27 protein-coding genes are annotated in these 26,218 nt (G+C 72.5%); 23 read left to right on the forward strand and 4 right to left on the reverse strand.

Annotated features, from left to right (window positions below; all coding sequences use genetic code 11):
- Positions 1-138 precede the first annotated feature (138 nt).
- The 5 genes from folP (at position 139) to ACH4XV_RS26050 (ending at position 3,089) form a co-directional block, all read left to right on the forward strand.
- The gene (gene folP / locus ACH4XV_RS26030; RefSeq protein WP_395793784.1) at positions 139-1,023 is read left to right on the forward strand and encodes a dihydropteroate synthase; all 885 of its coding nucleotides are present in this window, start codon (positions 139-141) and stop codon (positions 1,021-1,023) included.
- Positions 1,020-1,484 carry a nuclear transport factor 2 family protein gene (locus ACH4XV_RS26035; RefSeq protein WP_395793786.1) on the forward strand — a complete coding sequence of 155 codons (465 nt, stop codon included), beginning with the start codon at positions 1,020-1,022 and terminating at the stop codon, positions 1,482-1,484. Before folP ends, ACH4XV_RS26035 begins: the two co-directional genes overlap by 4 nt.
- A gap of 194 nt (positions 1,485-1,678) precedes the next feature.
- The gene (gene folB / locus ACH4XV_RS26040) at positions 1,679-2,041 is read left to right on the forward strand and encodes a dihydroneopterin aldolase (RefSeq protein WP_078979399.1); all 363 of its coding nucleotides are present in this window, start codon (positions 1,679-1,681) and stop codon (positions 2,039-2,041) included.
- Positions 2,038-2,628 (forward strand): 2-amino-4-hydroxy-6-hydroxymethyldihydropteridine diphosphokinase, encoded by a 591-nt coding sequence (gene folK / locus ACH4XV_RS26045; RefSeq protein ID WP_395793788.1) that lies wholly within the window; start codon positions 2,038-2,040, stop codon positions 2,626-2,628. The genes folB and folK overlap by 4 nt, the downstream gene beginning before the upstream one ends.
- Positions 2,625-3,089, forward strand: a complete 465-nt coding sequence (locus tag ACH4XV_RS26050) for a DUF3180 domain-containing protein (RefSeq protein WP_395793790.1) — start codon at positions 2,625-2,627, stop codon at positions 3,087-3,089. Before folK ends, ACH4XV_RS26050 begins: the two co-directional genes overlap by 4 nt.
- 51 nt (positions 3,090-3,140) lie before the next feature.
- On the opposite strand, the gene ACH4XV_RS26055 is transcribed toward ACH4XV_RS26050, so the two are convergent.
- Positions 3,141-4,289, reverse strand: a complete 1,149-nt coding sequence (locus tag ACH4XV_RS26055) for an ABC transporter ATP-binding protein (RefSeq protein ID WP_379999011.1) — start codon at positions 4,287-4,289, stop codon at positions 3,141-3,143.
- A 168-nt stretch (positions 4,290-4,457) separates the two neighbouring features.
- Between ACH4XV_RS26055 and ACH4XV_RS26060 the strand changes: the two genes are divergently transcribed.
- From ACH4XV_RS26060 to ACH4XV_RS26075, 4 genes are all read left to right on the forward strand, one after another.
- Entirely contained in the window at positions 4,458-5,198 is a 741-nt protein-coding gene (locus ACH4XV_RS26060) for an ABC transporter permease (RefSeq protein ID WP_395794436.1), read from the forward strand.
- A complete protein-coding gene (locus tag ACH4XV_RS26065; RefSeq protein ID WP_395793792.1) occupies positions 5,195-5,869 on the forward strand; it encodes an ABC transporter permease in 675 nt (224 codons plus the stop codon). The genes ACH4XV_RS26060 and ACH4XV_RS26065 overlap by 4 nt, the downstream gene beginning before the upstream one ends.
- A gap of 50 nt (positions 5,870-5,919) precedes the next feature.
- Positions 5,920-6,816, forward strand: a complete 897-nt coding sequence (locus ACH4XV_RS26070) for an ABC transporter substrate-binding protein (protein ID WP_078976567.1) — start codon at positions 5,920-5,922, stop codon at positions 6,814-6,816.
- Positions 6,817-6,993: 177 nt separating this feature from the next.
- A complete protein-coding gene (locus ACH4XV_RS26075) occupies positions 6,994-8,730 on the forward strand; it encodes a hypothetical protein (protein ID WP_395793795.1) in 1,737 nt (578 codons plus the stop codon).
- A 30-nt stretch (positions 8,731-8,760) separates the two neighbouring features.
- On the opposite strand, the gene ACH4XV_RS26080 is transcribed toward ACH4XV_RS26075, so the two are convergent.
- Positions 8,761-9,912 carry an NADH-quinone oxidoreductase subunit D gene (locus ACH4XV_RS26080; protein WP_395793797.1) on the reverse strand — a complete coding sequence of 384 codons (1,152 nt, stop codon included), beginning with the start codon at positions 9,910-9,912 and terminating at the stop codon, positions 8,761-8,763.
- Positions 9,913-9,982: 70 nt separating this feature from the next.
- Here ACH4XV_RS26080 and ACH4XV_RS26085 point away from each other — a divergent pair, with 70 nt between their 5' ends.
- The 3 genes from ACH4XV_RS26085 to ACH4XV_RS26095 are packed head-to-tail and all read left to right on the forward strand — an operon-like array spanning position 9,983 to position 13,170.
- A complete protein-coding gene (locus ACH4XV_RS26085; RefSeq protein ID WP_101897100.1) occupies positions 9,983-10,480 on the forward strand; it encodes a PH domain-containing protein in 498 nt (165 codons plus the stop codon).
- Positions 10,477-11,880 carry a PH domain-containing protein gene (locus ACH4XV_RS26090; protein WP_395793799.1) on the forward strand — a complete coding sequence of 468 codons (1,404 nt, stop codon included), beginning with the start codon at positions 10,477-10,479 and terminating at the stop codon, positions 11,878-11,880. The genes ACH4XV_RS26085 and ACH4XV_RS26090 overlap by 4 nt, the downstream gene beginning before the upstream one ends.
- A gap of 36 nt (positions 11,881-11,916) precedes the next feature.
- Positions 11,917-13,170: a CaiB/BaiF CoA transferase family protein gene (locus tag ACH4XV_RS26095; protein WP_395793801.1), complete on the forward strand. Its 1,254-nt coding sequence runs from the start codon at positions 11,917-11,919 to the stop codon at positions 13,168-13,170.
- Positions 13,171-13,601: 431 nt separating this feature from the next.
- Here the strand turns inward: ACH4XV_RS26095 and ACH4XV_RS26100 are convergent, their stop codons facing one another.
- The gene (locus tag ACH4XV_RS26100) at positions 13,602-14,555 is read right to left on the reverse strand and encodes an SAM-dependent methyltransferase (protein ID WP_395793803.1); all 954 of its coding nucleotides are present in this window, start codon (positions 14,553-14,555) and stop codon (positions 13,602-13,604) included.
- Between the two features lie 107 nt (positions 14,556-14,662).
- Here ACH4XV_RS26100 and ACH4XV_RS26105 point away from each other — a divergent pair, with 107 nt between their 5' ends.
- From ACH4XV_RS26105 to ACH4XV_RS26115, 3 genes are all read left to right on the forward strand, one after another.
- Positions 14,663-15,841: a sensor histidine kinase gene (locus ACH4XV_RS26105; protein WP_395793805.1), complete on the forward strand. Its 1,179-nt coding sequence runs from the start codon at positions 14,663-14,665 to the stop codon at positions 15,839-15,841.
- Positions 15,842-15,959: 118 nt separating this feature from the next.
- The gene (locus ACH4XV_RS26110; protein WP_395793807.1) at positions 15,960-17,192 is read left to right on the forward strand and encodes a sensor histidine kinase; all 1,233 of its coding nucleotides are present in this window, start codon (positions 15,960-15,962) and stop codon (positions 17,190-17,192) included.
- Positions 17,189-17,887 (forward strand): response regulator transcription factor, encoded by a 699-nt coding sequence (locus tag ACH4XV_RS26115; protein WP_078976573.1) that lies wholly within the window; start codon positions 17,189-17,191, stop codon positions 17,885-17,887. The genes ACH4XV_RS26110 and ACH4XV_RS26115 overlap by 4 nt, the downstream gene beginning before the upstream one ends.
- A gap of 60 nt (positions 17,888-17,947) precedes the next feature.
- On the opposite strand, the gene ACH4XV_RS26120 is transcribed toward ACH4XV_RS26115, so the two are convergent.
- The gene (locus ACH4XV_RS26120; RefSeq protein ID WP_395793809.1) at positions 17,948-18,757 is read right to left on the reverse strand and encodes an SDR family NAD(P)-dependent oxidoreductase; all 810 of its coding nucleotides are present in this window, start codon (positions 18,755-18,757) and stop codon (positions 17,948-17,950) included.
- A 211-nt stretch (positions 18,758-18,968) separates the two neighbouring features.
- Between ACH4XV_RS26120 and ACH4XV_RS26125 the strand changes: the two genes are divergently transcribed.
- From ACH4XV_RS26125 to nadC, 8 genes are all read left to right on the forward strand, one after another.
- Positions 18,969-19,427, forward strand: a complete 459-nt coding sequence (locus ACH4XV_RS26125) for a 2,4'-dihydroxyacetophenone dioxygenase family protein (protein ID WP_395793811.1) — start codon at positions 18,969-18,971, stop codon at positions 19,425-19,427.
- A gap of 34 nt (positions 19,428-19,461) precedes the next feature.
- On the forward strand, positions 19,462-20,643 hold the full coding sequence (locus tag ACH4XV_RS26130) for a cytochrome P450 (RefSeq protein ID WP_395793813.1): 1,182 nt from the start codon (positions 19,462-19,464) through the stop codon (positions 20,641-20,643).
- Between the two features lie 218 nt (positions 20,644-20,861).
- The gene (locus ACH4XV_RS26135; RefSeq protein ID WP_395793815.1) at positions 20,862-21,299 is read left to right on the forward strand and encodes a hypothetical protein; all 438 of its coding nucleotides are present in this window, start codon (positions 20,862-20,864) and stop codon (positions 21,297-21,299) included.
- 64 nt (positions 21,300-21,363) lie between these two features.
- Entirely contained in the window at positions 21,364-22,302 is a 939-nt protein-coding gene (locus tag ACH4XV_RS26140) for a Rossmann-like and DUF2520 domain-containing protein (RefSeq protein WP_395793817.1), read from the forward strand.
- Positions 22,299-23,159, forward strand: a complete 861-nt coding sequence (panC, locus tag ACH4XV_RS26145; protein WP_395793819.1) for a pantoate--beta-alanine ligase — start codon at positions 22,299-22,301, stop codon at positions 23,157-23,159. The genes ACH4XV_RS26140 and panC overlap by 4 nt, the downstream gene beginning before the upstream one ends.
- The gene (gene panD / locus ACH4XV_RS26150; protein ID WP_395793821.1) at positions 23,156-23,587 is read left to right on the forward strand and encodes an aspartate 1-decarboxylase; all 432 of its coding nucleotides are present in this window, start codon (positions 23,156-23,158) and stop codon (positions 23,585-23,587) included. The genes panC and panD overlap by 4 nt, the downstream gene beginning before the upstream one ends.
- Positions 23,584-25,230 (forward strand): L-aspartate oxidase, encoded by a 1,647-nt coding sequence (locus ACH4XV_RS26155; RefSeq protein ID WP_395793823.1) that lies wholly within the window; start codon positions 23,584-23,586, stop codon positions 25,228-25,230. The genes panD and ACH4XV_RS26155 overlap by 4 nt, the downstream gene beginning before the upstream one ends.
- Positions 25,227-26,117 (forward strand): carboxylating nicotinate-nucleotide diphosphorylase, encoded by an 891-nt coding sequence (gene nadC, locus ACH4XV_RS26160; RefSeq protein ID WP_395793825.1) that lies wholly within the window; start codon positions 25,227-25,229, stop codon positions 26,115-26,117. Before ACH4XV_RS26155 ends, nadC begins: the two co-directional genes overlap by 4 nt.
- The last annotated feature ends 101 nt before the right edge of the window (positions 26,118-26,218 follow it).

Genomic DNA, 26,218 nt, shown 5'->3' on the forward strand with positions numbered 1-26,218 from the left:
TTTTATTTCTCTTTTGGCCGCCGGGGGGGGGGGGCGGCCGCCGGGGGGGGGGGGGGGGGGGGGCGCCGCCCCCCGGGGGGGGGGGGTGGGGGGGGGGGGGCCGGGGGGGGCCCCCCCCCCCCCCCTACTCTGTTCCCCATGACAGCGACGACCGGCCCGCGCCATCGGGCTCCCGACCGCCCGCCGAGGGTGCGCGGCCTGCCCGAGTTCGGCCGGTGCGCGGTCATGGGTGTGGTCAATGTGACCCCCGATTCGTTCTCCGACGGCGGGCTCTGGTTCGACGCGAAGGCCGCGATCACGCGCGGGCTCACGCTGATCGAACAGGGGGCCGACCTGATCGACGTGGGCGGCGAGTCGACGCGCCCGGGGGCCGGTCGGGTGGACGCCGACGAGGAACTGCGGCGGGTCGTGCCGGTGGTGCGCGAGTTGGCCGCGGCCGGCGCGGTGGTCAGTGTGGACACCACCCGGGTCGAGGTGGCGAGCGCGGCGGTGGCGGCCGGCGCCCGGCTGGTCAACGACGTCAGCGGCGGGCTCGCGGATCCGGCGATGGCCGCATACGTGGCCGAGAGCGAAGTGCCCGTCGTGGTCATGCACTGGCGCGGCCACTCGCGGGGGATGCAGGAGCGGGCGGTCTACTCCGACGTGGTCGCCGAGGTGCGCGCCGAACTCGCGGAGCGGATGGACAAGGTGGTCTCCGCCGGGGTCCACCCCGACGCGATCGTGCTCGACCCCGGCCTGGGCTTCGCCAAGACGGCCGAACACAACTGGCCACTGCTCGCCCACCTGGACGCGCTGCACGACCTCGGTCGTCCGCTGCTGGTGGCCGCGTCCCGCAAGACCTTCCTGGGCCGGCTGCTCGCCGCCGAGGACGGCACACTGCGCCCGCCCCGCGGGCGCGACGACGCGACGGCCGCGGTCTCCGCGCTGGCCGCCGCCGCGGGCGCGTGGGCCGTCCGTGTGCACGAGGTGCCCGCTTCGCTCGACGCGGTCAAGGTGGCGGCTGCCTGGCAGGAGGCCCGATGAACCCGATCGACGACCAGACGTCGCCCGAGGCGGACGCGGTACGCGAGGTCAACCTCGCGCTGTGGACGGCCGTCGAGGAGGGCGACATCGACGCCCTCGGCGCGATCTGGGCCGACGGCCCCGACGCGCCGAGCGTGACCTGTGTGCATCCGGGCTGGCCCGCGCTGCACGGACGCGCGGAGATCCTGCGCTCCTACGCGCTGATCATGGCCAATACCGCGTACGTGCAGTTCTTCCTGACCGACGTCGAGGTCAAGCTGGCCGGCGAGGTCGCGGTGTTGTCCTGCACGGCCAACATGCTGACCGGGATGGCCGAGGAGGACGGCGGCGACGAGACGGGTTTCGCCGGGGGGCGCGCGGTGGTCACCAACGTCTTCCGGCGCACCCCCGCGGGCTGGCGGTTGTGGCTGCACCACGCGTCCCCGGTGATGGCGGAGGTCGACGCCGAAGAGGAGATCTGACCGATCCCGACCGCTTCGAGGTGTCGTTCGGGGGCGTTCGAGGCACCCGGACGACGGAACCTGTCGGGACCGCTGGGTACATTCGTACCGCACAGAGGTGGTCCGGCCGTCGGCGCGACCGCCCCTCGACCGGAAGGGCGACCGACCGTTCGGGGTGCGCAGTGATGGGATACGCGCCGAGGAGGCGACTGATGCTGGACCGCGTCTCGCTGCGGGGGCTGAAGGCCCGCGGCAACCATGGAGTGTTCGCGAAGGAACGCGAAGAGGGCCAGACGTTCGTCGTCGACGTCGTGCTCGGGGTGGACACCCGGCCGGCCGCGCAGGCCGACGACCTCACCCTCACGGTCCACTACGGCGAGGTCGCCGAGGACGTGGTCGGCGTGGTCCAGGGCGACGCGGTGGACCTGATCGAGACGCTGGCCCAGCGGATCGCCGACGTATGCCTGGCCCGGCCGCTGGTGCAGGAGGTGGAAGTGATCGTGCACAAGCCCGACGCCCCGATCACCGTCCCCTTCGACGACGTGACCGTGACCATCGTGCGGGGGCGCGACCGATGACCGACACCTCCGCCGCCCGGACCCCGCGCGAGCCGGCCCCGGAGCACCCCGCCGAGACCACCGCGCAGCGCGCGCAGCTGTCCTGGAGCCGGGTCGTGCTCGCGCTCGGCAGCAATTTGGGCAACCGGCTCGAAACCCTCCAGGGCGCGATCGACGAGATCGCCGACACCCCCGGGGTGACCCTGCTGCGGGTGTCCCCGGTCTACGAGACCGACCCGGTGGGCGGCCCCGAGCAGGGCACCTACTTCAACGCGGTGGTCGAGGTGCGCACGCTGCTCACCCCGGATCTGATCCTGGAGCGCGCCAACTCGATCGAGGAGGCGTTCCAGCGGGTCCGGGTCGAGCGCTGGGGACCGCGCACGCTCGACGTGGACGTGATCTGGTTCGAGCACGTGACGCAGGACGACCCGCGGCTGACCCTGCCGCATCCGCGCGCGCACGAGCGTTCGTTCGTGCTCGCGCCCTGGCACGACATCGACCCCGAGGCGGAACTGCCGGGCCACGGCCCGATCGCCGACCTGCTCGTGCGGGTGGGCCCGGCCGGCGTGCACCGCCGTGACGATCTGGAGCTGACCGCAGACCGATGAAGCCCACGCGCCCGCTCGTCCTGCTCGCCCTCGCGCTGGGGGCGGGCGGCATCGCGTATGCCGGTATCGACCTGTGGGACTCGCGCGGGACACCGCCCGTGGTCCCGATCCTGGCGCCCATCGTGCTGCTGTGCCTGGCCGCGGTCGCGCTGGCCACGGCGTTGTCGCTGCGCTCGCGGCTGAGGGCGCAGCGCGAGCGGCGCCCGAACGCGCGCGCGGTGGACCCGCTGGTCGCCGCGCGCGCGGTGGTCTTCGCCAAGGCGGGCTCGCTCGTCGGCGCCCTGGTGGTGGGGCTGTACGGCGGCTACGCGCTCTACCTCTCGCACTTCCTGGAGGTCACCGAGCGCTCCGCACAGGCCCAGCGGTGCGCGTTCGCCGTGGGCGCGGGCGTGCTCCTGGTCGGCGGGTGCCTGTTCCTGGAGCGCATACTGCGCGTGCCCGAGGATCCCGAGGACAAGTGAACCGGGGACCGGTACCCACCATCCGGTAGGCGGTCCGGGCCGCCGGCCGGCTCATCCCTCGATGGTGTCCAGGACGACCTCGGCCGGCGGGATGTCCCGCTCCTCGGCGCCGATCGACCGCCGCAGCGCCTCGTGCAACCGCGCCGGGGTCAGCACCCCCACGAACCGGTCGCCGTCCACCACCGCGATCCAGCCGGCGTCGTGCTGCAACATCTCGCCGAACGCCTGCTTGAGCGAGGCGTGCACGGGCACCCACGCCTCCATCCGCCGGGCCCGGTCGCGCACCGTGCCGGTGGCCACCCGGTCGTCCACCCAGCCGTGCAGATCGCCCGCGTCGTCGAGCACCACCGCCCAGCGCGAGCCGGCCGCGCGCAGCTTCGCCAGCGCCTCCGGCATCGGGTCGTCCAGGCGCACGATCGGCGGCAGTTCGAGGTCGTCGGGGGTGATCTCGGTCACCGACAGCCGCTTGAGCCCGCGGTCGGCGCCGACGAAATCGGCGACGTAGTCGTTGGCGGGCGCGCCGAGCACGCTGGAGGGCGTGTCGAACTGCTCGATGCGACCGCCCATCGAGAACACCGCCATTCGATCACCGAGCCGCACCGCCTCCTCGATGTCGTGGGTGACGAACAGGATCGTCTTGCGCAACTCCTGCTGCAGGCGCAGGAACTCGGTCTGCAGGTGCTCGCGCACCACCGGGTCCACCGCGCCGAACGGCTCGTCCATCAGCAGCACCGGCGGGTCGGCCGCGAGCGCGCGGGCCACGCCGACCCGCTGGCGCTGACCGCCGGAGAGCTGGTGCGGGTAGCGGTCGCCGAGTTTCGCCGGGTCCAGGCCGACCAGTTCCAGGAGTTCGACGCCGCGTGCCTTGGCCTTCTTCCGGTCCCAGCCCAGCAGACTGGGCACGGTGACGGTGTTCTCCAGCACGGTGCGGTGCGGGAACAGGCCGCCGGACTGGATCACGTAGCCCATCCGTCGGCGCAGCTTGACCGGATCGGCCCGGGTGATGTCCTCGTCGTCCAGGAAGATCCGCCCGGACGTGGGCTCGATCAGCCGGTTGACCATCTTCATCGTGGTGGTCTTGCCGCAGCCGGACGGACCGACCAGGGTGACCAGCTCGCCCGTGGCGACGTCCAGGGACAGGTCCGCCACCGCGTCGGTGCCGTCGGGGTACCGCTTGGTGACGCGGTCCAGCCGGATCATGGAGGCCCTCCGGGGCATGGCAGGCGGTCGTGGCAGGTGTCCGGAGACCCGAGTGTTTCCCGACCCCCAGGGGAGGCAACGTACCCGGGTGCCCCTGCCCGCACACCGGGTGTGTCCGCCGTCACGGGCATGCGTGTCCGAGCGCCGGGGTACTGTCCGCCCGTGATTGTGGCCTCCGGTGACTGCCTGAAGCGCAACTCGTGGATCTGCGGGAAGTACTTCGACGAGTACTCCGGGGAGATCACCACGGCCTTGCGCGAACACATCTATCTGACCGTCGTCTCGGTGGCGATCGGCGTGCTCGTCGCGTTCCCGATGGCCCTCGCGGCCCGGCGGTGGCGCCCGGCGGGCAGCGTGCTGCTCGGCTCCACCACGATCCTGTACACGATCCCCTCGCTGGCGATGTTCGCTATTTTGCAGCCGTTCACCGGCTTGACCGAGACCACCGTGATCATCGGTCTGGTGCTGTACTCGCTGACCATCCTGGTCCGGAACATGCTGGCCGGTCTGCGGGCGGTGCCGCCCGACGTGGTCGAGGCGGCGAAGGGGATGGGCTACGGGCCGGGGCGACTGCTCTTCCAGGTCGAACTGCCGCTCGCGCTGCCCGCGATCATGGCGGGCGTGCGGGTCGCCACGGTCTCCACCGTCGCGCTGACCACGGTCGGCGCGATCGTCGGCTCCGGCGGCCTCGGCAATCTCATCTACTCGGGCATCGACACGCTGTTCAGGGCGCAGGTGCTCACCGCGTCGGTGTTGTGCGTGGCGCTGGCGATCGTGGCGGATCTGCTGTTGCTGGGCGTACAGCGGTTGTTGACGCCGTGGGAGCGGGCGGGCGGGCGCAAGCGGCGGTTGCCGCTCGTGTCCGCGCCGACCGCCGAGGTCGACACACGAGCGGGGGCGGCGGCGTGACCGTACTGGCAGATGCCTGGGACTGGTTGGCCGACGGCGCGAACTGGAGCGGCGAGAGCGGGGTGTGGAACCGGCTCACCGAACACGTCCTGCTGACCGTGGTGTGTGTGCTGATCTCGGTCGCCATCGCGTTGCCGATCGCGCTGTGGCTGGGTCATCTGGGCCGGGGCGGCGCGCTCGCGATCAACATCTCCAACGTCGGCCGGGCCATCCCCACGTTCGCGGTGCTGGTGCTGCTCGGGCTCAGTCCGATCGGCATGGGCGACACCGCGACGATCATCGCGCTGGTGCTGTTCGCGATCCCGCCGGTGCTCACCAACGCCTACGTCGGCATGCGCGGAGTGGACCGGGACGTGGTCGAGGCCTCGCGCGGCATGGGCATGACCGGCGGCCAGATGTTGCTGCGCGTCGAGCTCCCGCTCGCGCTTCCGTTGATCATGACGGGAATTCGTACGTGTGCCGTTCAGGTTGTTGCCACGGCAACACTCGCGGCACTGGTCGCGGGGGGCGGTCTCGGGCGCATCGTCACGGCCGGTTTCGACCTGCAGGACAACGGTCAAGTAGTCGCGGGGGCCTTCCTCGTGGCCGCGTTGGCTCTGGTGGTGGAGGGCCTGTTCGCGCTCGTGCAGCGGTTCACGGCCCGGACACCGCGTGGCGGTGTGACCTCGTGAGAACGGAAAGGGCGGTGCATCGCATGCCGAAGCGGCGCGGTGGAACGGGTATGACGGTCGGTGTGGCGGCGGGACTCTCGCTGGTCTTCCTGGTGGGCGCGACGGGGTGTTCGTCCTCGGACGACGACAAGACGACGGTCGGTTCGGCCGGCTTCACCGAGTCCGAGATTCTGGCGCAGATGTACAAACAGCTGCTCGACAAGGGCGGGGTGAAGGCGAGCATCAAGACGGTGAAGAACCGTGAGCTCTACGAACCCGAGCTGGAGAAGGGCAAGATCGCGGTCGTGCCGGAATACGCGGCGACGATGGCGGAATTCCTGAACCGCAAGAAGAACGGCCCCGACGCGGCTCCGGTCGCCTCGCCCGATGTGACGGCCACCGTCGCCGCGTTGAACACGCTCGCGGGTCCGGCCGGGCTCAAGAGCGGCGAACCTTCGCAGGCGGTGGACCAGAACGCGTTCGCGGTGACCAAGGACTTCGCCGCGAAGTACAACCTCAAGACGCTGTCGGACCTCGGCAAGGCCGGCGTCGACGTGAAGATCGCGGCGGGCGAGGAGTGCAAGACGCGGCCGTTCTGCGCACCGGGCCTGGAGAAGACGTACGGCATCAAGGTCTCCGGCGTGGACCCGCTCGGCGTCGGTACCACCGCCGCCAAGCAGGCGGTCAAGAACGGCAGCGACCAGCTGGTCCTGACCACCTCCACCGACGCCACGCTGGACCAGTTCGGTCTCGTCGTGCTCGCCGACGACAAGAAGCTGCAGAACGCCGACAACGTGCTTCCGGTGGTCAACTCGGGCAAGGCGGACAAGATCCTGCCGCTGGTGAACAAGCTCGCGCCGGTGCTCACCACCGAGGACCTGACCGCGCTGAACAAGCAGGTCGACGAGGACCGCAAGAAGCCGGCCGATGTGGCGAAGGCATACCTGAAGTCGAAGAACCTGATCTGATTTTTCGGTAAAACCTCGTCGCCGGCAAATACCCGAACGCCGACCGGAGTTGCATATGGCCGGTCGGCGTTCGGGGCCGTCCCGAGCGGAGTTGCGGGTGGCGAGGGCGGAAAACGACACGCGCGGACGACAGCCCCCGCACCGAGCCGAACACCGTGTGCGCGCTAACGTCTCCATATGCCCCGTGGACGCCATCGCTCGGTCTCGACCGCCACACGCATATCCCTGCTTGCCGCCATATGCGCACCGGCGCTGGTCGCCGTCGTGCTGGCGGTGGTCGCGGGGGGTGCGAACACCCTTCGAATCGCCGTGCTGCTCGGTGTGTCGTCCGCCGTCGGCGCGGTCGCGTGGGTGGTTCGCGGGAGCACCGCGCACCAGCGGCGCCTGGCCGAGGAGAGCATCGCGCGGCGTCGCGAGCGCGAGCGCATGGCCGAGGAACTGCGGCTGGCCGTCGAGCGGGCCGAGGAACACGGGCTCGTTCTGGACGTGGCCGCCGAGCATCTGACCTCGCGTCCGCAGCAGTTGACCCCCGATCTGTTCGCGCGGGCCTCGGCCGTGCTCGATCTGCTGGACCGCCGCGGTGGTGGGGCCCGGCCCACGGCGCCGTCCATCGTGCCGGCCGTGCGGCGGCCTCCGGTGTCCTCGCCGGACCTGGTTCGGGCCTACGCCGCCTCGGTATTCGGCCCGGGTGCGCGGTCGGGCGCACGGCCTCCGGTCGCGCCGGCGGCCGCGGTGGCGGCGGCTGCGAACGAGGCGGTGCGGGGCGACGAGCGGCGCGTCGCGCCTGCGGCGGGCGTGCGGGCGATGCCGGAGGCGGGTGCCGCGCCTCGGGCGGCCGGTACGCCCCGGGCGGGCGCCGCGTCCGAGTCTGCGACCGCGCCCACGACCGTGTCGACGCCGGCGTTCGGGACCGCGCGTGCGACTGCGTCCGAGTCTGTGCCCGCGACTGCGTCGACGCCCGGATTCGGGAGCGCCCGCGCGGCCGGGCCCGCGACCGAGCCCGAAGCCGCGCCTGTGACCGCGTCGACGCCCGCGTTCGGGGCCGCGCGCGTGGCTGAGACCGCGCCCGAGTCCGATGCCGTGCCGGCGTCGACGCCCGGGTTCGGGAAGGCGGATGTGCCTGTGGCGGCGGTTGATGCCGAGTCCGGGTCCGAGGCTGCGCCAACGCCTGTGGCCGGGACCGTACGTGGGTCCGAGGTTGCGTCCGAGCCCGTGCCGGCCGTTGTGGCCGCGCGTCCTGCGGCGCCGATCGCGCCGCCCACCGAACTCACCCGGTACACCGAGGCCGTTCGCGTCGCCGAGCAGCAGCCCGCCGGCGCCGAACCGCGTGCCGCCGAGGCGCCGGCCGATGTCCCGGTCACCGAGGACCCCGCGGATGTACCCGCCGCGACCGAAGCCGCAGCGCACGCACCTGGCGTCGGGAGCCCCGCGAGCGTGCCTGTCGCCGCCGAGACCGCCGAGGTGACCCGGATGGTGCGGGACAAGGTGCTCGAGGTGACCCGTCGGGTGGCCGGCGCCGGTGCGTCCGGTCGGTTCGACTTCTTCGCTCCGCGTGCGCCCCTGGCCGAGCCGGAGGCCACCGGCTTCCTCACCGACGAACTGTTCGGCTCCGACGCGCGCTACGACGCGCTCATCGCCGGCCGCCCGCACGTGGACCTGGTCGAGCCGGCCGACGTCCCGTCCGAGACCGACGACATCGAGGCCGACCGGATCGCCGACCCGGTGCACGCCGAGGCCGAGGCCCCGGCCGCACAGCCCGCGCCGGTACACCGCGGCCAGGGTGTGCGCTTCGCCCCCACCGAGCCCGGCGGGACCCCCACCGGAGCCGCGCAGCGCAAGCCGCTCCCGGTGGACCTCACCGCGCACGACGACACCGAGGAAATCCCCCGCATCGACATCCGCAAGCACGCCTGAGGGCCCGTAGGCGGACCCCGGCGGGTCCGCCTACTTGTCGATGTCGCCGACGACGAAGAACAGCGAGCCCAGGATCGCCACCATGTCCGCGATCAGGCAGCCCGGCAGCACCTCGCCGAGCACCTGCACGTTGTTGTACGACGCCGAGCGCAGCTTGAGCCGCCACGGGGTCTTCTCGCCCCGGGACACCAGGTAGTAGCCGTTCAGGCCGAGCGGGTTCTCGGTCCACGCGTACGTATGACCCTCGGGCGCCTTGAGCACCTTCGGCAGCCGCAGGTTCACCGGGCCCTGCGGAAGGCCGTCGAGACGGTCGCAACACGCGTCGGCGAGGTCCAGGCTCACGTGTACCTGCTCCAGCAGGCATTCGAAGCGGGCCAGGCAGTCGCCCTCTTCGCGGGTGACCACGCGCAGTACGTCGGTCAGCTCGCCGTAGGCCAGGTACGGCTCGTCCCGGCGCAGGTCGAAGTCGACCCCCGAGGCGCGCGCGATCGGCCCGCTGACCCCGTACGCCGCCACCACGGCCGGCGTCAGGACGCCCACCCCCCGGGTGCGGGCGCGGAAGATCTCGTTGTCGGAGACCAGGTCGTCGAGCCGGGCCAGCCGGGTGCGCACCGTCGCCACCGCGTGCCGCACCCGCCCGGTCCAGCCCGCCGGCAGGTCCTCCTTGAGGCCGCCGACCCGGTTGAACATGAAGTGCATACGACCGCCGGAGATCTCCTCCATCACCGCCTGGATCTCCTCGCGCTCGCGGAACGCGTGGAAGATCGGGGTGATCGCGCCCAGCTCCAGCGGATATGAGCCGAGGAACATCAGGTGGTTGAGCACCCGGTTCAGCTCGGCGAGCAGGGTCCGCGCCCACACCGCGCGCCGCGGCACCTCCATGCCCAGCATGCGCTCCACCGCGAGCACCACGCCCAGCTCGTTCGCGAACGCGCTCAACCAGTCGTGCCGGTTGGCGAGCATCACGATCTGTCGGTAGTCGCGGACCTCGAACAACTTCTCCGCGCCCCGGTGCATGTAGCCGACGATCGGCTCGGCGGAGACGATCCGCTCGCCGTCGAGCACGAGTCGCAACCTCAACACGCCGTGCGTGGAGGGGTGCTGGGGCCCGATGTTGAGCACCATGTCGGTCGTGTCGAGCTGGTCGGCGCCGATACCCACGCCCACGGTCCTGGCGGTCATGGACCCTGAGTCTGCCAGTAGTCACGGCCTCCTTCGCACCCTTGTGTGCCCGCCTGGGAAGGTTGCCCCTATGAAACCGGCCGACGACGCCCTGGCACCCCCCGACCTCGACTGGCGTTCCGTTTCGGAACAGCTGTACCGGATGCGTCGGGCGCTGCTGTTCGGCGTGTGCATCCTGTTCGCGATACTCGGCGGCGGCCTGCTCGGGTGGCTGGTCGTGTGGTGGGCGGGCGCGGTGTTCGTGGTGGGCGTGGCCGGCTTCGGGGCATGGGCGCTCCCGCTGATCCGGCGCAACCAGCGCTCGTGGCGCTACGCGGAGCGGGCCGACGACCTCCTGATCGAACACGGCGTGCTGCTGCGCAGGCTCGTGGTGGTGCCGTACGGGCGGATGCAGTTCGTGGACGTCGCGGCGGGTCCGCTGGAGCGGCACTTCGGGATCGCCACGGTGACCCTGCACACCGCGTCGGCCTCCTCGGACGCACGGGTACGCGGCCTGCCGCCCGCCGAGGCCGCGCGGTTGCGCGACCGGCTCGCGGCGCTGGGCGAGGCCCGATCGGCGGGGCTGTGACCGGCGACGAGCGACCGGTGGAGCCGCCGGTCGAGCAGCCGGGCGATCGCTCGGGCGTGCCGACGGTCGAGCCGCGTCGGCTGCACCCGCTGACCCCGCCCGCGCGCGGCTGGGTGGTCATCGCGGCCTGCCTCGGCGTGGTCGTGCACAACGTCAACTCCGGCTGGGCGACCCCGAGTCGGCTGATCATCGGGCTCGGCGTGCTGGTGCCGCTCGCGCTCGCCTACGGCTATCTGTCGTGGTGGTTCACCACGTTCCGGATCGAGGGCGACGACCTGCGGATCGATTCCGGGATGGTGTTCCGCCGGACCCGGCACGTGCGCCTGTCCCGGCTCCAGGCGGTCGACGTGGTGCGTCCGCTGGTGGCCCGGCTGTTCGGGCTGGCGGAGTTGCAGTTGCAGGTGGCGGGCGGGGACAAGGCCGAGGCGAGTCTGTCCTATCTGGGCGAGGCCGACGCGCAGCGGTTGCGGGCCGAACTGCTCGCGCGCGCCGCCGGGGTGCGGCCGGACGTGGGGGAGGCGCCCGAGCAGCCGCTGGTGGCGGTGCCGCTGTCGGCGGTGGTCGGCTCGGTACTGCTGTCGGCGGGTACGTGGGCCGCGTTGGCGCCGAGTGTGGCGATCCTGATCTTGGCCTTCGTGCTGCACGAACTCGCCTTCGTGTTCGGCACATTGCCGTTGTTCCTGGCCGCGTGGCAGTTCACCGCGGGCCGAGTGATCCGCAACTTCGACTTCACCGTGGCGCGCTCGCCGGACGGGTTGCGGCTGCGGCACGGGCTGCTGGAACAGCGGCATCAGACGGTGCCGCCCGGTCGGGTCCAGGCGGTACGGATCGTGCAGCCGTGGTTGTGGCGGTTGCCCGGCTGGGTCCGGGTCGAGATCAACGTGGCCGGCTACGGCGGCAAGGACACGGACGCCAAGGAGACGATCCTGCTGCCGGTGGCGCCGCGCGCGGTCGCCCACGGGCTGCTCGGCCAGATCCTGCCGGGTGTGGACATCGACGCGATCGAGCTGATCCCGGCTCCGCGCCGGGCCCGTTGGCACGACCCGGTGGGCTGGTCCGCCTACGCGTACGGAGCGGACGGCGAGGTGTTCGTCGCGCGCAGCGGGCGCTTCCACCGGATCCTCGACGTGATCCCGCACGCGAAGGTGCAGAGCGTACGACGCACCCAGGGGCCGTGGGAGCGCCGATTGGGCCTGGCCACGGTGCACCTCGACTCGACCCCGGGCCCGGTACACGTGCGGGCGGCCCGACGGGACGCGGTGGAGGCGGACACGATCGTCGCTGAACAGGCCGAACGCTCGCGTACCGGGCGTCGTGGAGCGGGCACGGAACGCTGGATCCAGGGGGCATCTGACAGATCGTCAGGTTCCGCCTCTTCCCTCGACGAGGGCGCCGGTTAATATCTGACGCATCGTCATATTCGCAGGGAGGCAGCGATGAGTCAGGTCGAGTCGAAGGGTGGGGCCCCGCTCGCGGGGGTTCGCATCATCGAATGTTCGATGCTGGGGCCGGCCGCGATCACCTCGTCGCTGGTGGACCTCGGCGCCGAGGTGATCAAGATCGAGCCACCGCAGGGGGACTACATCCGCGACATGACGTGGCCGATCGTGGAGGGCACCTCGCTGATGCACCTCCACGTCAACCGCGGCAAGAAGTCGCTGGTGCTGGACCTGCGCAAGCCGGAGGCGATCGAGACCTTCAAGGCCCTGGTCAAGGACGCCGACGCGGTGATCGAGGCGATGCGGCCGGGCGGGTTGGCGCGCCGCGGGATCGGCTTCGAGGACCTGCGGAAGATCAACCCGAGGATCGTCTTCTGCACGATCTCCGGCTACGGCGCCACCGGACCGTACCGGGACATGCCCAGCCACGGTGTGGCCTACGACACCTGGGCCGGGGTGGTGAAGCCCGCGATCGACGAGGACGGCTTCCCGTACCTGCCCGAGCACGCCTCGATCGGCATCCACGCCGGTCCGATGTTCGGCGCGCTCGGCGTGCTCGCGGGCATCATCCGGGCCCGGGCCACCGGCGAGGGAAGTGTGATCGACATCGCCCAGTCGGACGCCGCCGCGTCGATGGACTGGCTGCGCAGCGAGACCTGGAAGGCGTACGAGCGCCCCGAGTCCGAGGTGACGGGGAACAAGTCGGACGGCTACGCCCGCCGGGCGCCCGGCACCGGTGGCATGGAGAAGGGTGTCCGGTACCAGATCTACGCGACGAAGGACGACCGGCACGTGCTGTTCATGGCGTCCGAGCAGTCGTTGTGGAAGAACTTCTGCGAGGCGGTGGACCGGGCCGACCTGTTCGAGCGCTGGCCCGGCTCGAAGTATGCGGACCACGCGGTCGGCAACGTCGAACTGCGGGGTATTTTGCGGGACATCTTCGCCACGCGGACCGCGCGCGAGTGGATCGAGTTCGGCAACGAGGCGAACACGCCGATCGCGCCGGTGAACACGCCGCAGACGATCGCCGAGGACCCGCAGTTCCGGCACCGGTTCCCGTGGATCGGCCGGGATCGGCTCGGCTGCGAGCAGTTGCCGTCGCCGATCAAGTTCGTCGGCGAGACGCTTCCCGTGCCGGAGCGGGCGCCGACGGTGGGCGAACACAGCGCGGCCGTCCTCGCGGATCTGCTCGGGTACGACGAGGCCAAGATCGCCGAACTCCGCGCAGCGGGCGCGCTCGGCACGAGCTGATCCCCACGGCGCGGGGCCGCGCCCACGCGCCGCGCGCGCGTTGGGCGCGGGCCGGCCCGGGGTGGGCTTGTGTGGCTGGGCCCGGCTCATGCGTTGGTTGGGCTGGGGTGGCCTCAAACGCCGGCCGGGCTGGGTTGTGTCGGTCGGGTTGGGGTGCTGCCCGTGCCGGTTGGGCTGGGTTGTGTCGGTCGGGTTGGGGTGCTGCCCGTGCCGGTCGGGGTGGGTTGTGTTGGTTGGGTTGGGGGGCGCCCGTCCCGGTCGGGGTGGGGGGCGCTTGTGTTGGGTGGTGAGGTTGGGCTTGTGGGCCAATGTGGTCTTACGTGCCGTTGCGTTTGGCTCGGCTATGCGCGCTGCCCGTTCCGGGCCGGCCTTGCGTGCCGTCCTGGCGGGGACGCCGCTCGTTGCCGCTGTTTGTCCGGTTCGGCGCGGGGTTACCGGGTGGGGGCTGTTTGGGTCAGCCAGTGGAAGTCGCCGAGGCCGCCCCTGGCGGTGAGTTCGCCTGCCTCGCCTGCGTCGCGGAGGGCGGACAGGTATGCGGTGGGGTCGGTGCGGGCGAGTGCGTAAGGGGGGCGTTGCCCGGTTACGCCCAGTGCGCGTAGCGCTTGCCGCTGGGTGGTCAGGACCGTGCCGCCCGCCCCCGCGGCCTCGCCCGCCGCCGCCACCGCGTCCATCGCCACATGGCACGTCACGTCGCACGTGCCGTCCGGCACCGGCGGCACCTGCCGGCCCTGTCGATACCCCGCGAGCGACCCGTACGGCGGTCGCCCCCCGCCCACGTGCCCGTAGTCGATCGCGACCGCGACACCCCGCTCCAGCCGCCCGACCGCCCGCGCCCACGCCGCGTCCCGGGGCGCGCCGATCTCCGCCCGCCGCCCCGGCCGCGCGTCCCCCAGCGGCCACCACCGCTCCAGCCAGCGCGCGTCCTCGCCGCCGACCGGCGCGCCGAGCCGCTCGTGACCGGTGCGCACGTCCACCTCGACCACCCGCACCACCCCGCGCGCGTCCACCTCGACCACGTCGACGGGGATGTTGTCCAACCACTCGTTGGCGACCAGCAGCACATTCCGGCCGGCCGGGATCTCCGGCCCCCACCCGATCGACGGCGGCAACACCTCGGGGCGGTCCGCGACGTCGACGCCGACCGACTCCAGATGCGGCGCGATCCGGCACAGCGCGATCAACAACTCGCCGCGCCCCGCGCCCACGTCCACCACGGTGTCCAGGCCCGAGGCCGCCGCGAGGTCCGCCAGCGCCCGGGCGAACAGCGGGGAGGCGTGTACCGAGGTGCGGAAATGCCCGGCCGGCCCCTCGGCCCGGCGGTAGAAGCCCTCTGCTCCGTACAGCGCCCGACGGGTGGCTTCCTGCCAGGTCAGCCATCGTTCCATCGCACCCGACGGTACCGGCCCGCCGATGCTGCCGTGCGATCGAGGTCGGGTCCGTGGCGATCCGTCCGGAGTGTGGGCGAACGTGTGTGCCCGTCTACCCTGCCTGTGTGCATCACCTGTACGCCTGGCTCCGTGGGCGCCCCCTGCTCGTCGACGGGGCGTGGGCGCTGCTGCTGCTCATGTTCGGCGGGTTCGAGGTGATCATCGATCAACCCGGCCCGCCCGACGTGCCGCACCTGGTCGCCCTCGGCGCGATGTCGCTGGTGCTGCTGATCCGCCGGCGCAATCCCACCCTCGCGCTGGTGGCCACCCTCGTGATCGGGATCTTCCAGCTCTTCGACGACGTGGCGCCGGGCCTGGAGGCATTGGCGATGCCCGCGATCGCCTACAGCGCCGCCGCGTACAGCCCTCGCTGGGTCTCGCGCACGGCGCTGGTCGCCGGCGTGCTCGCGCCGATCGCGGCGGTGCTGCGCTGGTGGGACAACCCGGACGTCGGCGCCACCGGGGTGATCTTCTTTACGCTGCTGCTGATGGGCCCGTTCGTGATCGGCTGGGTGCTGGGCGACTCGATGCGCACCCGGCGGGCCTACTACGTCGAGCTGGAGGACCGGGCCGACCGGCTGGAGCGCGAGCGGGACCAGCAGGCGCAGATCGCGGCGGCCGGCGAACGGGCCCGGATCGCGCGCGAGCTGCACGACGTGGTGGCGCACAACGTGTCGGTGATGGTCGTCCAGGCCGACGGCGCCGCCTACGCGCTCGACAACGCGCCCGAGCTGACCCGCGAGGCGCTGGGCACGATCTCCTCGACCGGGCGCGAGGCGCTGGCCGAAATGCGTCGCCTGCTCGGTGTGCTGCGCTCGCAGACCGAGACCGACACCTACGTCCCGCAACCGGGCGTCGAACAGCTGGAGGACCTCCTCGACCGGGTCCGCAGCGCCGGCCTCCCGGTCGACCTGACCGTGCAGGGCGTGCCGGTCGAGCTGTCCCAGGGCGTGGCGCTGACCGTGTACCGGATCGTCCAGGAGGCCCTGACCAACACCCGCAAACACGGCGGCCCGAACGTCAAGGCGCTGGTGCGGCTGCGCTACCTGGGCGACGACGTCGAGCTGGACGTCGGCGACGACGGGCGCGGCGCGGCGGCGCCGGGCGACGGGATGGGGCACGGCCTGGTCGGCATGGGCGAGCGGGTCGCCATGTTCGGCGGCCGACTGGAGACCGGGCCCGCGCCCGGCGGCGGTTGGCAGGTGCGCGCGCTGCTGCCGGTACGACCCGCGGACGGTGCCTGAGCCGATCCGGCCGGCCTCCGGAGCGAGACGCACCGGGCGCGGGGTGCGACTTGTGGCGGAGGGATGATTCGGTAAGTCGGTGGACGCGCGCCGGGCGGGGCCCACGTAGCGTCGAAGTGTGCAACGAATCTACGCGTGGCTGCGAGCACACCCCCTGTGGGTCGACTCGGTGTGCACGATTCCGGTCTTCGGCCTCGGTGTGCTTCAGGTCATTTCCGACGGGTCGAGCTCGGACGCCCCCACCTGGTGGTGGCTGCTCCTGACCACGCTGCTCAGCCTGGGCATGATGCTGCACCGGGTGCGCCCGTTCACCGCCACCGCGCTGGTCGTGGTCGGCGGACTGATGCAGCTGGTCTGGGACAACACGATCACCGCCGCCAACTACGCGATGCTCGTGTCGTTGTACACCGCCGCCAAATCGGGCCCGCGCTGGCTCTCCCGGGCCGGCCTGGCGATGACTCTGATCGGTCCCGCCGTACTGCTCGCCCGGTTCCCCTCCTCGGCCGAATCCTCGTTCAAGGCCAACCTCTTCGGCCTGACGTTCACCGTGGTCCTGCTCGCCATCGCGTGGGTGCTGGGCGATTCGATGCGCACCCGGCGGGCGTTCTACGCCGAGCTGGAGGAGCGGGCCACCCGGCTCGAGTTCGAGCGCGACCAGCAGGCGCAGATCGCCGCCGCGGCCGAGCGGGCCCGGATCGCCCGCGAGTTGCACGACGTGGTGGCGCACAACGTGTCGGTGATGGTGGTGCAGGCCGACGGCGCGGCGTACGCGATCGACGCGGCGCCGGATCGGGCCCGCGAGGCGCTGGGCACGATCGCCGCCACCGGACGTGAGGCACTGGCCGAGATGCGCCGCCTCCTGGGTGTGCTGCGCTCGCAGAGCGAGGCCGAGGCGTACGTGCCGCAGCCCGGCGTCGAGCAACTCGACGAACTGGTCGAGCAGGTGCGCACCACCGGCCTGAACGTGGAGCTCACGGTCGCGGGCGTGCCGGTCGAATTGCCGCAGAGCGTGGCGCTGACCGCGTACCGGATCGTCCAGGAGGCGCTGACCAACACCCGCAAGCACGGCGGCCCCGACGTCACCGCGAAGGTCGGTGTCGGCTACGGGGAGGCCGGCCTGGAGATGGAGATCAGCGACGACGGGCGGGGCGCGGCGGCGCCGGGCGACGGGATGGGGCACGGCCTGGTCGGCATGCGCGAGCGGGTCGCGATGCTGGGCGGCCGGTTGCGGACCGGCCCCACCGTCGGCGGCGGGTGGTCGGTCAGTGCCATGCTGCCCTACGCCGGCCGGTCCGATTCCGCGTCCGCCGCCGCAGGCCCGTCCCGAACGACTCTTCAAGGAGCCCAGTGAGCATCAAGGTGATGCTGGTAGACGATCAGGAATTGTTGCGGACCGGCTTCACCATGGTGTTGCAGGCGCAGCCGGACATGAGCGTGGTGGCCGAGGCCGGCGACGGCGTCGAGGCGCTCGACAAGCTGCGGCACGTGGACGTCGACGTGGTCCTGATGGACGTGCGGATGCCGCGCATGGACGGCGTCGAGGCGTGCCGACGGATCTGCGCGGACGGCGGGGAGAACGCCCTGGTGCTGCCCGAGGGCCGGGTGCGGCCCAAGGTGCTCATGCTGACCACCTTCGACCTCGACGAGTACGCGTTCGCCGCGCTCAAGGCCGGGGCGAGCGGCTTCCTGCTCAAGGACGTGCCGCCGCCGGAACTGCTGTCCGGGATCCGGGCGGTGGCCTCGGGCGACGCGGTGGTGGCGCCCAGCACGACCAAGCGCCTGCTCGACCGGTTCGCGCCGATCCTGCCCAGCGACCACGAGCCCCGCCCGGACGTGGTGGACGCGCTGACCGAGCGCGAGCTGGAGGTGATGATGCTGGTCGCCCAGGGCCTGTCCAACGCGGAGATCGCACAGCGGCTGTTCCTGTCCGAGGCCACCATCAAGACGCACGTCGGTCGGATCCTGATGAAGCTCGGGCTGCGCGACCGGGTCCAGGTCGTGGTGCTGGCGTACGAGACCGGCCTGGTCAAGGCCCGCGGCAGGTAGCGTCCCGGGCGCGCGCGCCGACCGCCCGGCCCGCGCGCCCGGTCGGCTCGGTCGGGTCGGTCAGTCGGTGTAGAAGCCGCCGTCCGGGTGCAACATCTCGCCGGTGAAGTAGGACGACTGGTCGCTCGCCAGGAACAGCGCCGCGTTGGCTACCTCGCGCGTGGTGCCCATCCGGCCCAGCGGCACGCTGCCGAGCAGCCGCTGCTCCAGCTCCGGCACGCCGCGCAGGACCGCGGTCATGTTGGTCTCGATGAAACCCGGGCCGATGGCGTTGACGCGGATCCCGGCCGGGCCGAGCGCGAGGGCGGCCTGCTTGGTCAGCATCCACACGCCCGCCTTGGACACCGCGTAGCCCGGCCCGCCGGTCTCGGGATGGCGCGCGGCGATCGAGGCGACGGTGATGATCGAGCCGCGCCGGCCCTGGGCGACCATCCAGCGGGCGGCGGCCTGGACCGCGAGGAGCGTGCCGGTCAGGTTCACGTCCAGCACCCGCTGCCACTCGGCGAGCGGGCTGTCGGTGAACCGCCTGATCGGGTCCGACTCGGCCGGGGCGGCCCGCCGGCGCCGGCCCCCGACGTGGTCGGCCGTGGTGATGCCCGCCGCGGTGACCAGCACGTCGATCGCGCCGAACGTGTCGATCGCGTGCTGCATCACCGTCCCGGTGTCGGTCGGACTGCTGGGGTCGGTGTGCATGTAGGTGGCCCGCCGGCCGCGCTTCTCGACCGCCTCGATGGTGTCCATCGCGGCCTCGTCGCGCACGTCCGCGACCACGATGTCGGCGCCCTCCTCGGCGAAGCGCTCACAACACGCGCGGCCGATCCCGTCGGCGCCGCCGGTGACCACGGCGACCCGTCCGTCGAGCTGTCCCATCTGCGCTCCCCATCCCCTGTACCCGTCCCCTGTGCCCGTCGCCGCACGTGTCCCCGCGCGTACGCGTGCGATCGATGGTGTTGCCCATCCTGTGCGGCCCTCGAAACTCGGCGTCGTTCGAGGCATGCTGTTACACCGTTACAGACATGCTGTCGCGCCGCTGCGGACGCGGCGCCCGTCCAGGGGGACCCGCCATGACCAAGGAGATCGCATGACCACCAGCGCACCCGGCCGCCCCGCCGTCCACCTCGGCGCCGACGACCTGCCGTTCGTCGACATCGGCGGCGGCAACAAGCTCAAGGTGTTGTGCGTCAAGGAGGAGGAGGGCTTGTGGATCGTGGAGAACGTCTTCCAGCCCGGCTTCGCGGTCGAGACGCACCGGCACACCGGACCCGTGTACGGCTACACCACCTCGGGCGCGTGGAAGTACGCCGAGTACGACTACGTCAACCGGGCCGGCTCGTTCCTGTACGAGCCCGCCGGTTCGGTGCACACGCTCACCTGCGTGGAGCCGGACACCCGGGTCTGGTTCCAGATGTACGGCGCCAACCTCAACCTGGACGCGGACGGGAACATCACCTCGGTGACCGACGGTCCCGGCACGCTGCGGGCCTACCGCGCGCTGTGCGAGGCGCAGGGTTTCGGCCGGCCGAACGTGCTGGTGGGTTGAGGATGTCCGCGAGCCGAGGTTGCGAGGGGGCACGATGACCGCCATCGCCGAACGGGCCGAACCGGACCTGTACCGCCCCGAGCGGTACGTGGACGGCCCGCCGCACGCGCTGTTCGCCGAGTTGCGCCGGACCCGGCCGGTGTACTGGCAGGACATCCCGGGACAGCCGGGCTACTGGGCGGTGTTGCGGCACGCCGACGTCGAGTACGTCTCGCAGCACCCCGAGATCTTCTCCGCCGAGGCCGGCGGGATCCTCGTCGAGGACCTCGAACCGGACCGCCTGGAGGCGCTGCGCGGCACGTTGCTCTCGATGGATCCGCCGCGGCACCGGGCCTACCGCAAGCCGCTGGTCAAGTCCTTCACCGCGCGGGTCGTCGGCGGCATGGAGGACCGGATCCGGGCCATCTGCCGGGAGATCCTGACCCGGGTGGGCGGCGGCGAGGTCGAGTTCGTGCACGACGTCACCTCCGGGCTGCCCACCCAGGTGATCGGCGAGCTGATGGGTCTGCCGGCCGCGGACTGGGACCACATCCACGCGCTCGCCGAACGCAACACGGCGGGTGAGGGCGGCACGGCGGCGATCGAGATGGCCCGCTACGCGATGGGCTTCGCGGCGCGGCGCCGGATCGAGGAACCGCGCGCGGACATCACGTCGCTGATCCTGGAGTCCGAGTTCGACGGCCGGATGATGACCGACGTCGACTTCGGCCGGTTCTTCGTGCAGTTGGTGACCGCGGGCAACGACACCACCAAGACGATGCTCTCCGCCGGGCTGGACGCGCTGCTCGCGCACCCCGACCAGCTCGCCGCGCTGCGCGCGGATCGGGCGCTGGTGCCGGGCGCTGTGGAGGAGATCCTGCGCTGGGCCAACCCGCTGCACTACTTCCGCCGCACCGCCACCCGGGACACCGAACTGCGGGGTGTGCGGATCCGGGCGGGCGAGAAGGTGGCGATGTACTACACCTCGGCCAACCGCGACGAGGACGTCTTCGCCGACCCGCAACGCTTCGACATCACCCGCAGGCCCAACCCACACCTGTCCTTCGGTTTCGCCGAGCACTTCTGCCTGGGCGTGCACATCGCCCGACTGGAGGGCCGGGTGTTCTTCGAGGAGCTGCTCGCGGCGCATCCCGTGATCGAGCGGACCGGCGAGCCCGAGCGGTTGTGCTCCAACCTCAACAACGCGCTCACCCGGCTGCCGGTGCGGCTGGGGTAGCGAACGACGACCGAGGGTGACCCCGGGCGGGCCGTGCCCGTCCGGGGTCTCGGCATGCGCTTTTTCCGGTTTCCCGAAGCGTGACAGGCATGCGACACCGGTCGAAAGGGGACACATAGACGATCGACTCGGGGAAGGCGAAGGGGGCCGAATCCTCGTACCTGGTCAGCACTGGCTCGTACTCGGTTTCATCGGCACCGGTCTCCGGGAGGCTTCCCATGGGCAGCCGTCAACTGGTCATACGCGCGGGACGCCGCTGTGCGCTCGCGGTCGCCGCGGTCGGGATCGTCGCGGCGGCCGGGGCCCTGGACGCCGGCCCGGCTCCCGCTCCGTCACCCGAGCGCAGTAGCGCCGTCGCGTCGGTGGAATCCGCGCCCCGAGGCGACGGAGCGAGCCCGTCCGCCTACTCGCTGCAGACCCAGGGCGGTCCGCGCAGCGCGCGGGTCGCTCGGGTGGTCACCGGCACGATGCTGCTGACCGGCCTCGTGCTCACCGCGCTCGGCGCGATCGGCATGCGCGGACCGGAGCTGATCCGCCGCAAGGTCGCCCTGCGGGCCTCCTACGTGGCCGGCGCCTCCCGCTACCGGTGGCCGGCGCCGAGTCCGCGGCCGGCCCACCCGCCGACCATCCCGGGGACCGGTCCGCCCGGCGCGTGAGTACCCTGATCGGGCCAGTACTCGTCCGGTACCCGCCGCGGACTGGAACGGAAGGCTCGCTCGCGTGAACAACGACATCACCGCACGCCCGTACCCGCACGGCCGCTCGCCCGACCCCGCCGACCGCCCCGCGCGGCTGCGCGTGGGCGTGGTGGGCACCGGCCGCGTCGGCCCGACCCTCGCCGCCGCCCTCGCCCTCGCCGGGCACTCGGTGGTGGCCGCCTCCGGCGTCTCCGAGGCATCCCGGCGCCGCGCCGAGGAACTGCTCCCGGGTGTCCCGCTGGTCACCCCGCAGGAGGTCATCGCGGCCTCCGACCTGACCCTGCTGACCGTGCCCGACGACGCGCTGGAAGCCCTGGTGCGCGGCCTGGCCGAGACCGGGGCGATCAAGGCCGGCCAACTCCTGGTGCACGCCTCCGGGCGCTACGGCGTCGCCATCCTGGAGCCGGCCACCCGCGCCGGCGCGCTGCCGCTCGCGCTGCACCCGGTGATGACCTTCACCGGCAGCACCGTCGACCTGGAACGGCTGGCCGGCTGCTCCTTCGGCGTCACCTCGCCCGAGGTGCTGCGACCGGTCGCCGAGGCGCTGGTGGTGGAGATGGGCGGCGAGCCCGAGTGGATCGAGGAGCAGGACCGCGCGCTCTACCACGTGGCCTTGGCCAACGGCGCGAACCACCTGGTCACCCTGGTCGCGCAGTCGATCGAACTGCTCGGCGCGGCCGGCGTGCGGGCCCCGGGCCGGATGCTCGGGCCGCTGCTCGGCGCCGCCCTGGACAACGCGCTGCGCGCCGGCGACCACGCGCTCACCGGTCCGGTCGCGCGCGGCGACGCGGGCACGGTGGCCGCGCACGTGGCCGAGCTGCGTCGGGTCTCGCCCGAGGCGCTGGCCGCCTACGTGGCGATGGCCCGACTGACCGCGGACCGCGCGCTCAACGCCGGGCTGCTCAAGGCCGAGGCGGCCGAGGCGCTGCTCGGTGTACTGGCCGAGGGAGGCCGACCGTGACCGATGTGCGACTGGCCCGGACCGCGGCCGAACTCGCCGAGGACACCCGCCCGCACGGGCTGCGCGCGGTGGTGATGACGATGGGCGCGCTGCACGAGGGGCACGCCGCGCTGATCCACGCCGCGCGCGCGTTCGTCGGCCCGGCCGGACACGTGGTGGTCACCGTGTTCGTCAATCCGCTCCAGTTCGGCGCGGGGGAGGACCTGGACCGCTACCCGCGCACCCTGGACGCCGACTTGGCGGTGAGCGCGCGGGCGGGCGCCGACGTGGTGTTCGCGCCCTCGGTGGACGAGGTGTACCCGGGTGGCGAGCCGCAGGTGCGGATCACCGCCGGACCCACCGGCTCGGTCCTCGAAGGCGCCTCCCGCCCCGGCCACTTCGACGGCATGCTCACCGTGGTGGCCAAGCTGCTGCACCTGACCGACCCGAAGGTCGCCTTCTTCGGCGAGAAGGACGCCCAGCAACTGGCGCTGATCCGGCGGATGGTGCGCGATCTGAACTTCCCCGTCGAGATCGTGGGCGTGCCCACCGTCCGCGAACCCGACGGGTTGGCCCGGTCCAGCCGCAACCGCTATCTCTCCGCGTCCGAGCGGGAGATCGCGCTCTCCCTCGGGCGCGCGCTCGACGCGGGCGCCGGGCGCGCCGCCGACGGCGCGGCGGCGGTGCGGGCCGCGGCCGAGGGGGTGCTGCGGGCCGTACTCGAGCCCGACTACGTGGAGTTGGTCGATCCCGACGACTTCACCCCGGTGGCCGCGGACCACGCGGGCCCGGCGATCCTGGCGCTGGCGGCCCGCGTCGGCACCACCCGCCTCATCGACAACGCCCGCCTGACGATCACGGGAGTCCCCCGGTCATGATGCGCACGATGTTCAAGTCCAAGATCCACCGCGCGACGATCACGCAGGCGGACCTCCACTACGTCGGATCCATCACCATCGACGAGGATCTGCTCGAAGCCGCCGACATCCTGCCCGGCGAACTGGTGCACGTGGTCGACATCGACAACGGCGCCCGCCTGGAGACGTACACGATCGCGGGCCCGCGCGGCACCGGCGTGATCGGCATCAACGGCGCCGCGGCACGGCTGGTGCACACCGGCGACCTGGTGATCATCATCGCGTACGCGCAGGTCACCGACGCCGAGGCGCGGGCGATGAAGCCGCGCGTGGTGTTCGTGGACGCGGCCAACACGATCACCGGCACCGGGCACGACCCGGCCGAGGCGCTGCCCGGCGGGGAGACCGTGCGCGGCGACCGCGTGGCCCCCGTCCGGACCACGTCATGAACGCGCCCGCACAACCCATGCGCCTGGCCGCGCCCGATCCCGGCTGGACCGTACGGGCCGACGTCATCGTGGTCGGCTCCGGTGTGGCCGGCCTGACCGTCGCGCTGCGGGCCCGGCGGGCCGGGCGGGTGTTGTTGGTGACCAAGGGCCGGCTCGACGAGGGCTCCACCCGCTGGGCGCAGGGCGGGATCGCGGCCGCGCTCGACGAGGGCGACAGCCCCGAACAGCACCTGCGCGACACGCTCGTGGCCGGCGCCGGGCTGTGCCTGGAGGAAGCGGTCCGGGTGCTGGTCACCGAGGGCCCCGACGCGGTGCGCCGACTGATCGACACCGGCGCCGAGTTCGACCGGGGCCCCGACGGCGACGTGCTGCTCACCCGCGAGGGCGGCCACCTGCGCAACCGCATCGTGCACGCGGGCGGCGACGCGACGGGGGCGGAGATATCGCGCGCGCTGGTCGCCGCGGTGCACGCCCTGCCCGACATCGAGGTGATCGAGAACGCGCTCGTGCTCGACCTGTTGAAGGACGAGAGCGGGCGGGCCGCCGGGGTCACGCTGCACGTGATGGACGAGGGCGCGCGCGACGGGGTCGGCGCCGCGGTGGGCCGGGCCGTCGTGCTCGCCACCGGCGGCATGGGCCAGGTGTTCTCGTCCACCACCAACCCCTCGGTGTCCACCGGGGACGGGGTCGCGCTCGCGCTGCGCGCCGGGGCCGAGGTCACCGACCTGGAGTTCGTGCAGTTCCACCCGACGGTGTTGTGGTTGGGCCCGGACGCCGAGGGACAGCAGCCGCTGGTCTCCGAGGCGGTTCGCGGCGAGGGCGCGCACCTCGTGGACGCGGCGGGCGTGCGGTTCATGACCGATCGACACCCGCTCGGCGAACTCGCCCCGCGCGACATCGTGGCCAAGGGCATCATGCGTCGGATGGCCGAGACCGGCGCCGAGCACATGTACCTGGACGGCCGGCACTTCGGCGCGCAGATGTGGAAGCACCGCTTCCCGACCATCCTGGCCGCGTGCCTGGCGCACGGGATCGACCCGGTGACCGAGCCGATCCCGGTCGCTCCCGCCGCGCACCACGCGAGTGGCGGGGTCCGCACCGACCTGCACGGCCGTACGAGCGTGCCGGGGTTGTACGCCTGCGGGGAGGTGGCCTGCACCGGCGTGCACGGCGCCAACCGGCTCGCCTCCAACTCGCTCCTGGAGGGCCTGGTCTTCGCCGAGCGCATCGCCGCCGACCTGGCCCGCGAGCTGCCGCCGTTCGCCGAGCCGGTCGCCCCGAGCGCACCCGCCGGGCTGCTGGGCGAGGTGCGCCTGCCGCTGCAACGCGCGATGACCTCGGGCGCCGGGGTGTTGCGCAACGCGGCCGGGCTGGCCGCGACCGAGGCCGCGCTGACCGGCCTCGCGGCGCGTGCCGGCGACGATCCGTGCACGTCGACGTGGGAGACCACCAACCTGCACCTGGTCGCGAGCGCGCTCACTCGTGCCGCGCGGCTGCGCGAGGAGACGCGCGGCTGCCACTGGCGCGAGGACCACCCCGACCCCGACGACACGGCATGGCGCGGCAATCTGGTCACGACGCTGCGCGATGGCGAGCTGCGGGTCGCCTATCAGGCCCACGAACCGAAGGAGTCCACCGCGTGAGCACCGACCAGCTGTCCGCCGACCTCACCGCTCGCCTGGCCCAGGCCGGGCTCGACCCGCTCGCCGTCACCGCGCTCGTGGCCGCCGCCGTCGCGGAGGACCTGGCCGGCGGCGTGGACGTCACCTCGGTGGCCACCATCCCGGAAACCGCGCGCGGGCACGCCGACTTCACCGCCCGCGCCGCGGGCGTGGTCGCGGGCCTGCCGGTCGCCGAGGCGGTCCTCCAACTCGTCTGCGGCGCCGACCTGGTGGTCACCCGGCACGTCCGGGACGGCGACGCGGTGGCGCCCGGCACGGTGCTGTTCGGTGCCGAGACGGGCACCCGCGCGCTGCTCACCGCGGAGCGGGTGGCGCTGAACCTGCTCTCCCGGCTGTCCGGGGTGGCCACCGCCACCCGCGCGTGGGTGGACGCGATCGACGGCACCGGCGCCGCGGTCCGCGACACCCGCAAGACCACGCCGGGTCTGCGCGCGCTGGAGAAGTACGCGGTGCGTTGCGGCGGCGGGGTCAACCACCGCATGTCGCTGTCCGACGCGGCGATGGTCAAGGACAACCACGTCGTCGCCGCGGGTGGGGTCGCGGAGGCGTTCAAGGCCGTGCGTGCGGCGTTCCCGGACCTTCCCGTCGAGGTCGAGGTGGACCACCTCGAGCAGATCCCGCCGGTCCTGGACGCGGGCGCCGACCTGATCCTCCTGGACAACATGAGCACCCGACAGATGCGCGAGGCGGTGGCCCTGGTCGCGGGCCGGGCCCGGCTCGAGGCCAGTGGCGGGCTCACCCTGGAGACCGCCCGCGAGGTCGCCGAGACCGGTGTGGACTACCTCTCGGTCGGCGCGCTGACCCACTCCGCCCCGATCCTGGACATCGGTGTGGACCTGCGCGCCTGAGCGACCGGTACCGTTCACCGGATCAACCGTCCCCGCTCATCCCGCCCTTTCGAAGCCGCGCTCCGTCCCCCACGGCCCGAGCCAGAACACCAAGGACGCCC

This window comes from Embleya sp. NPDC020630, assembly GCF_044334985.1.
In the GTDB taxonomy this organism is placed as follows: Bacteria; Actinomycetota; Actinomycetes; order Streptomycetales; family Streptomycetaceae; genus Embleya.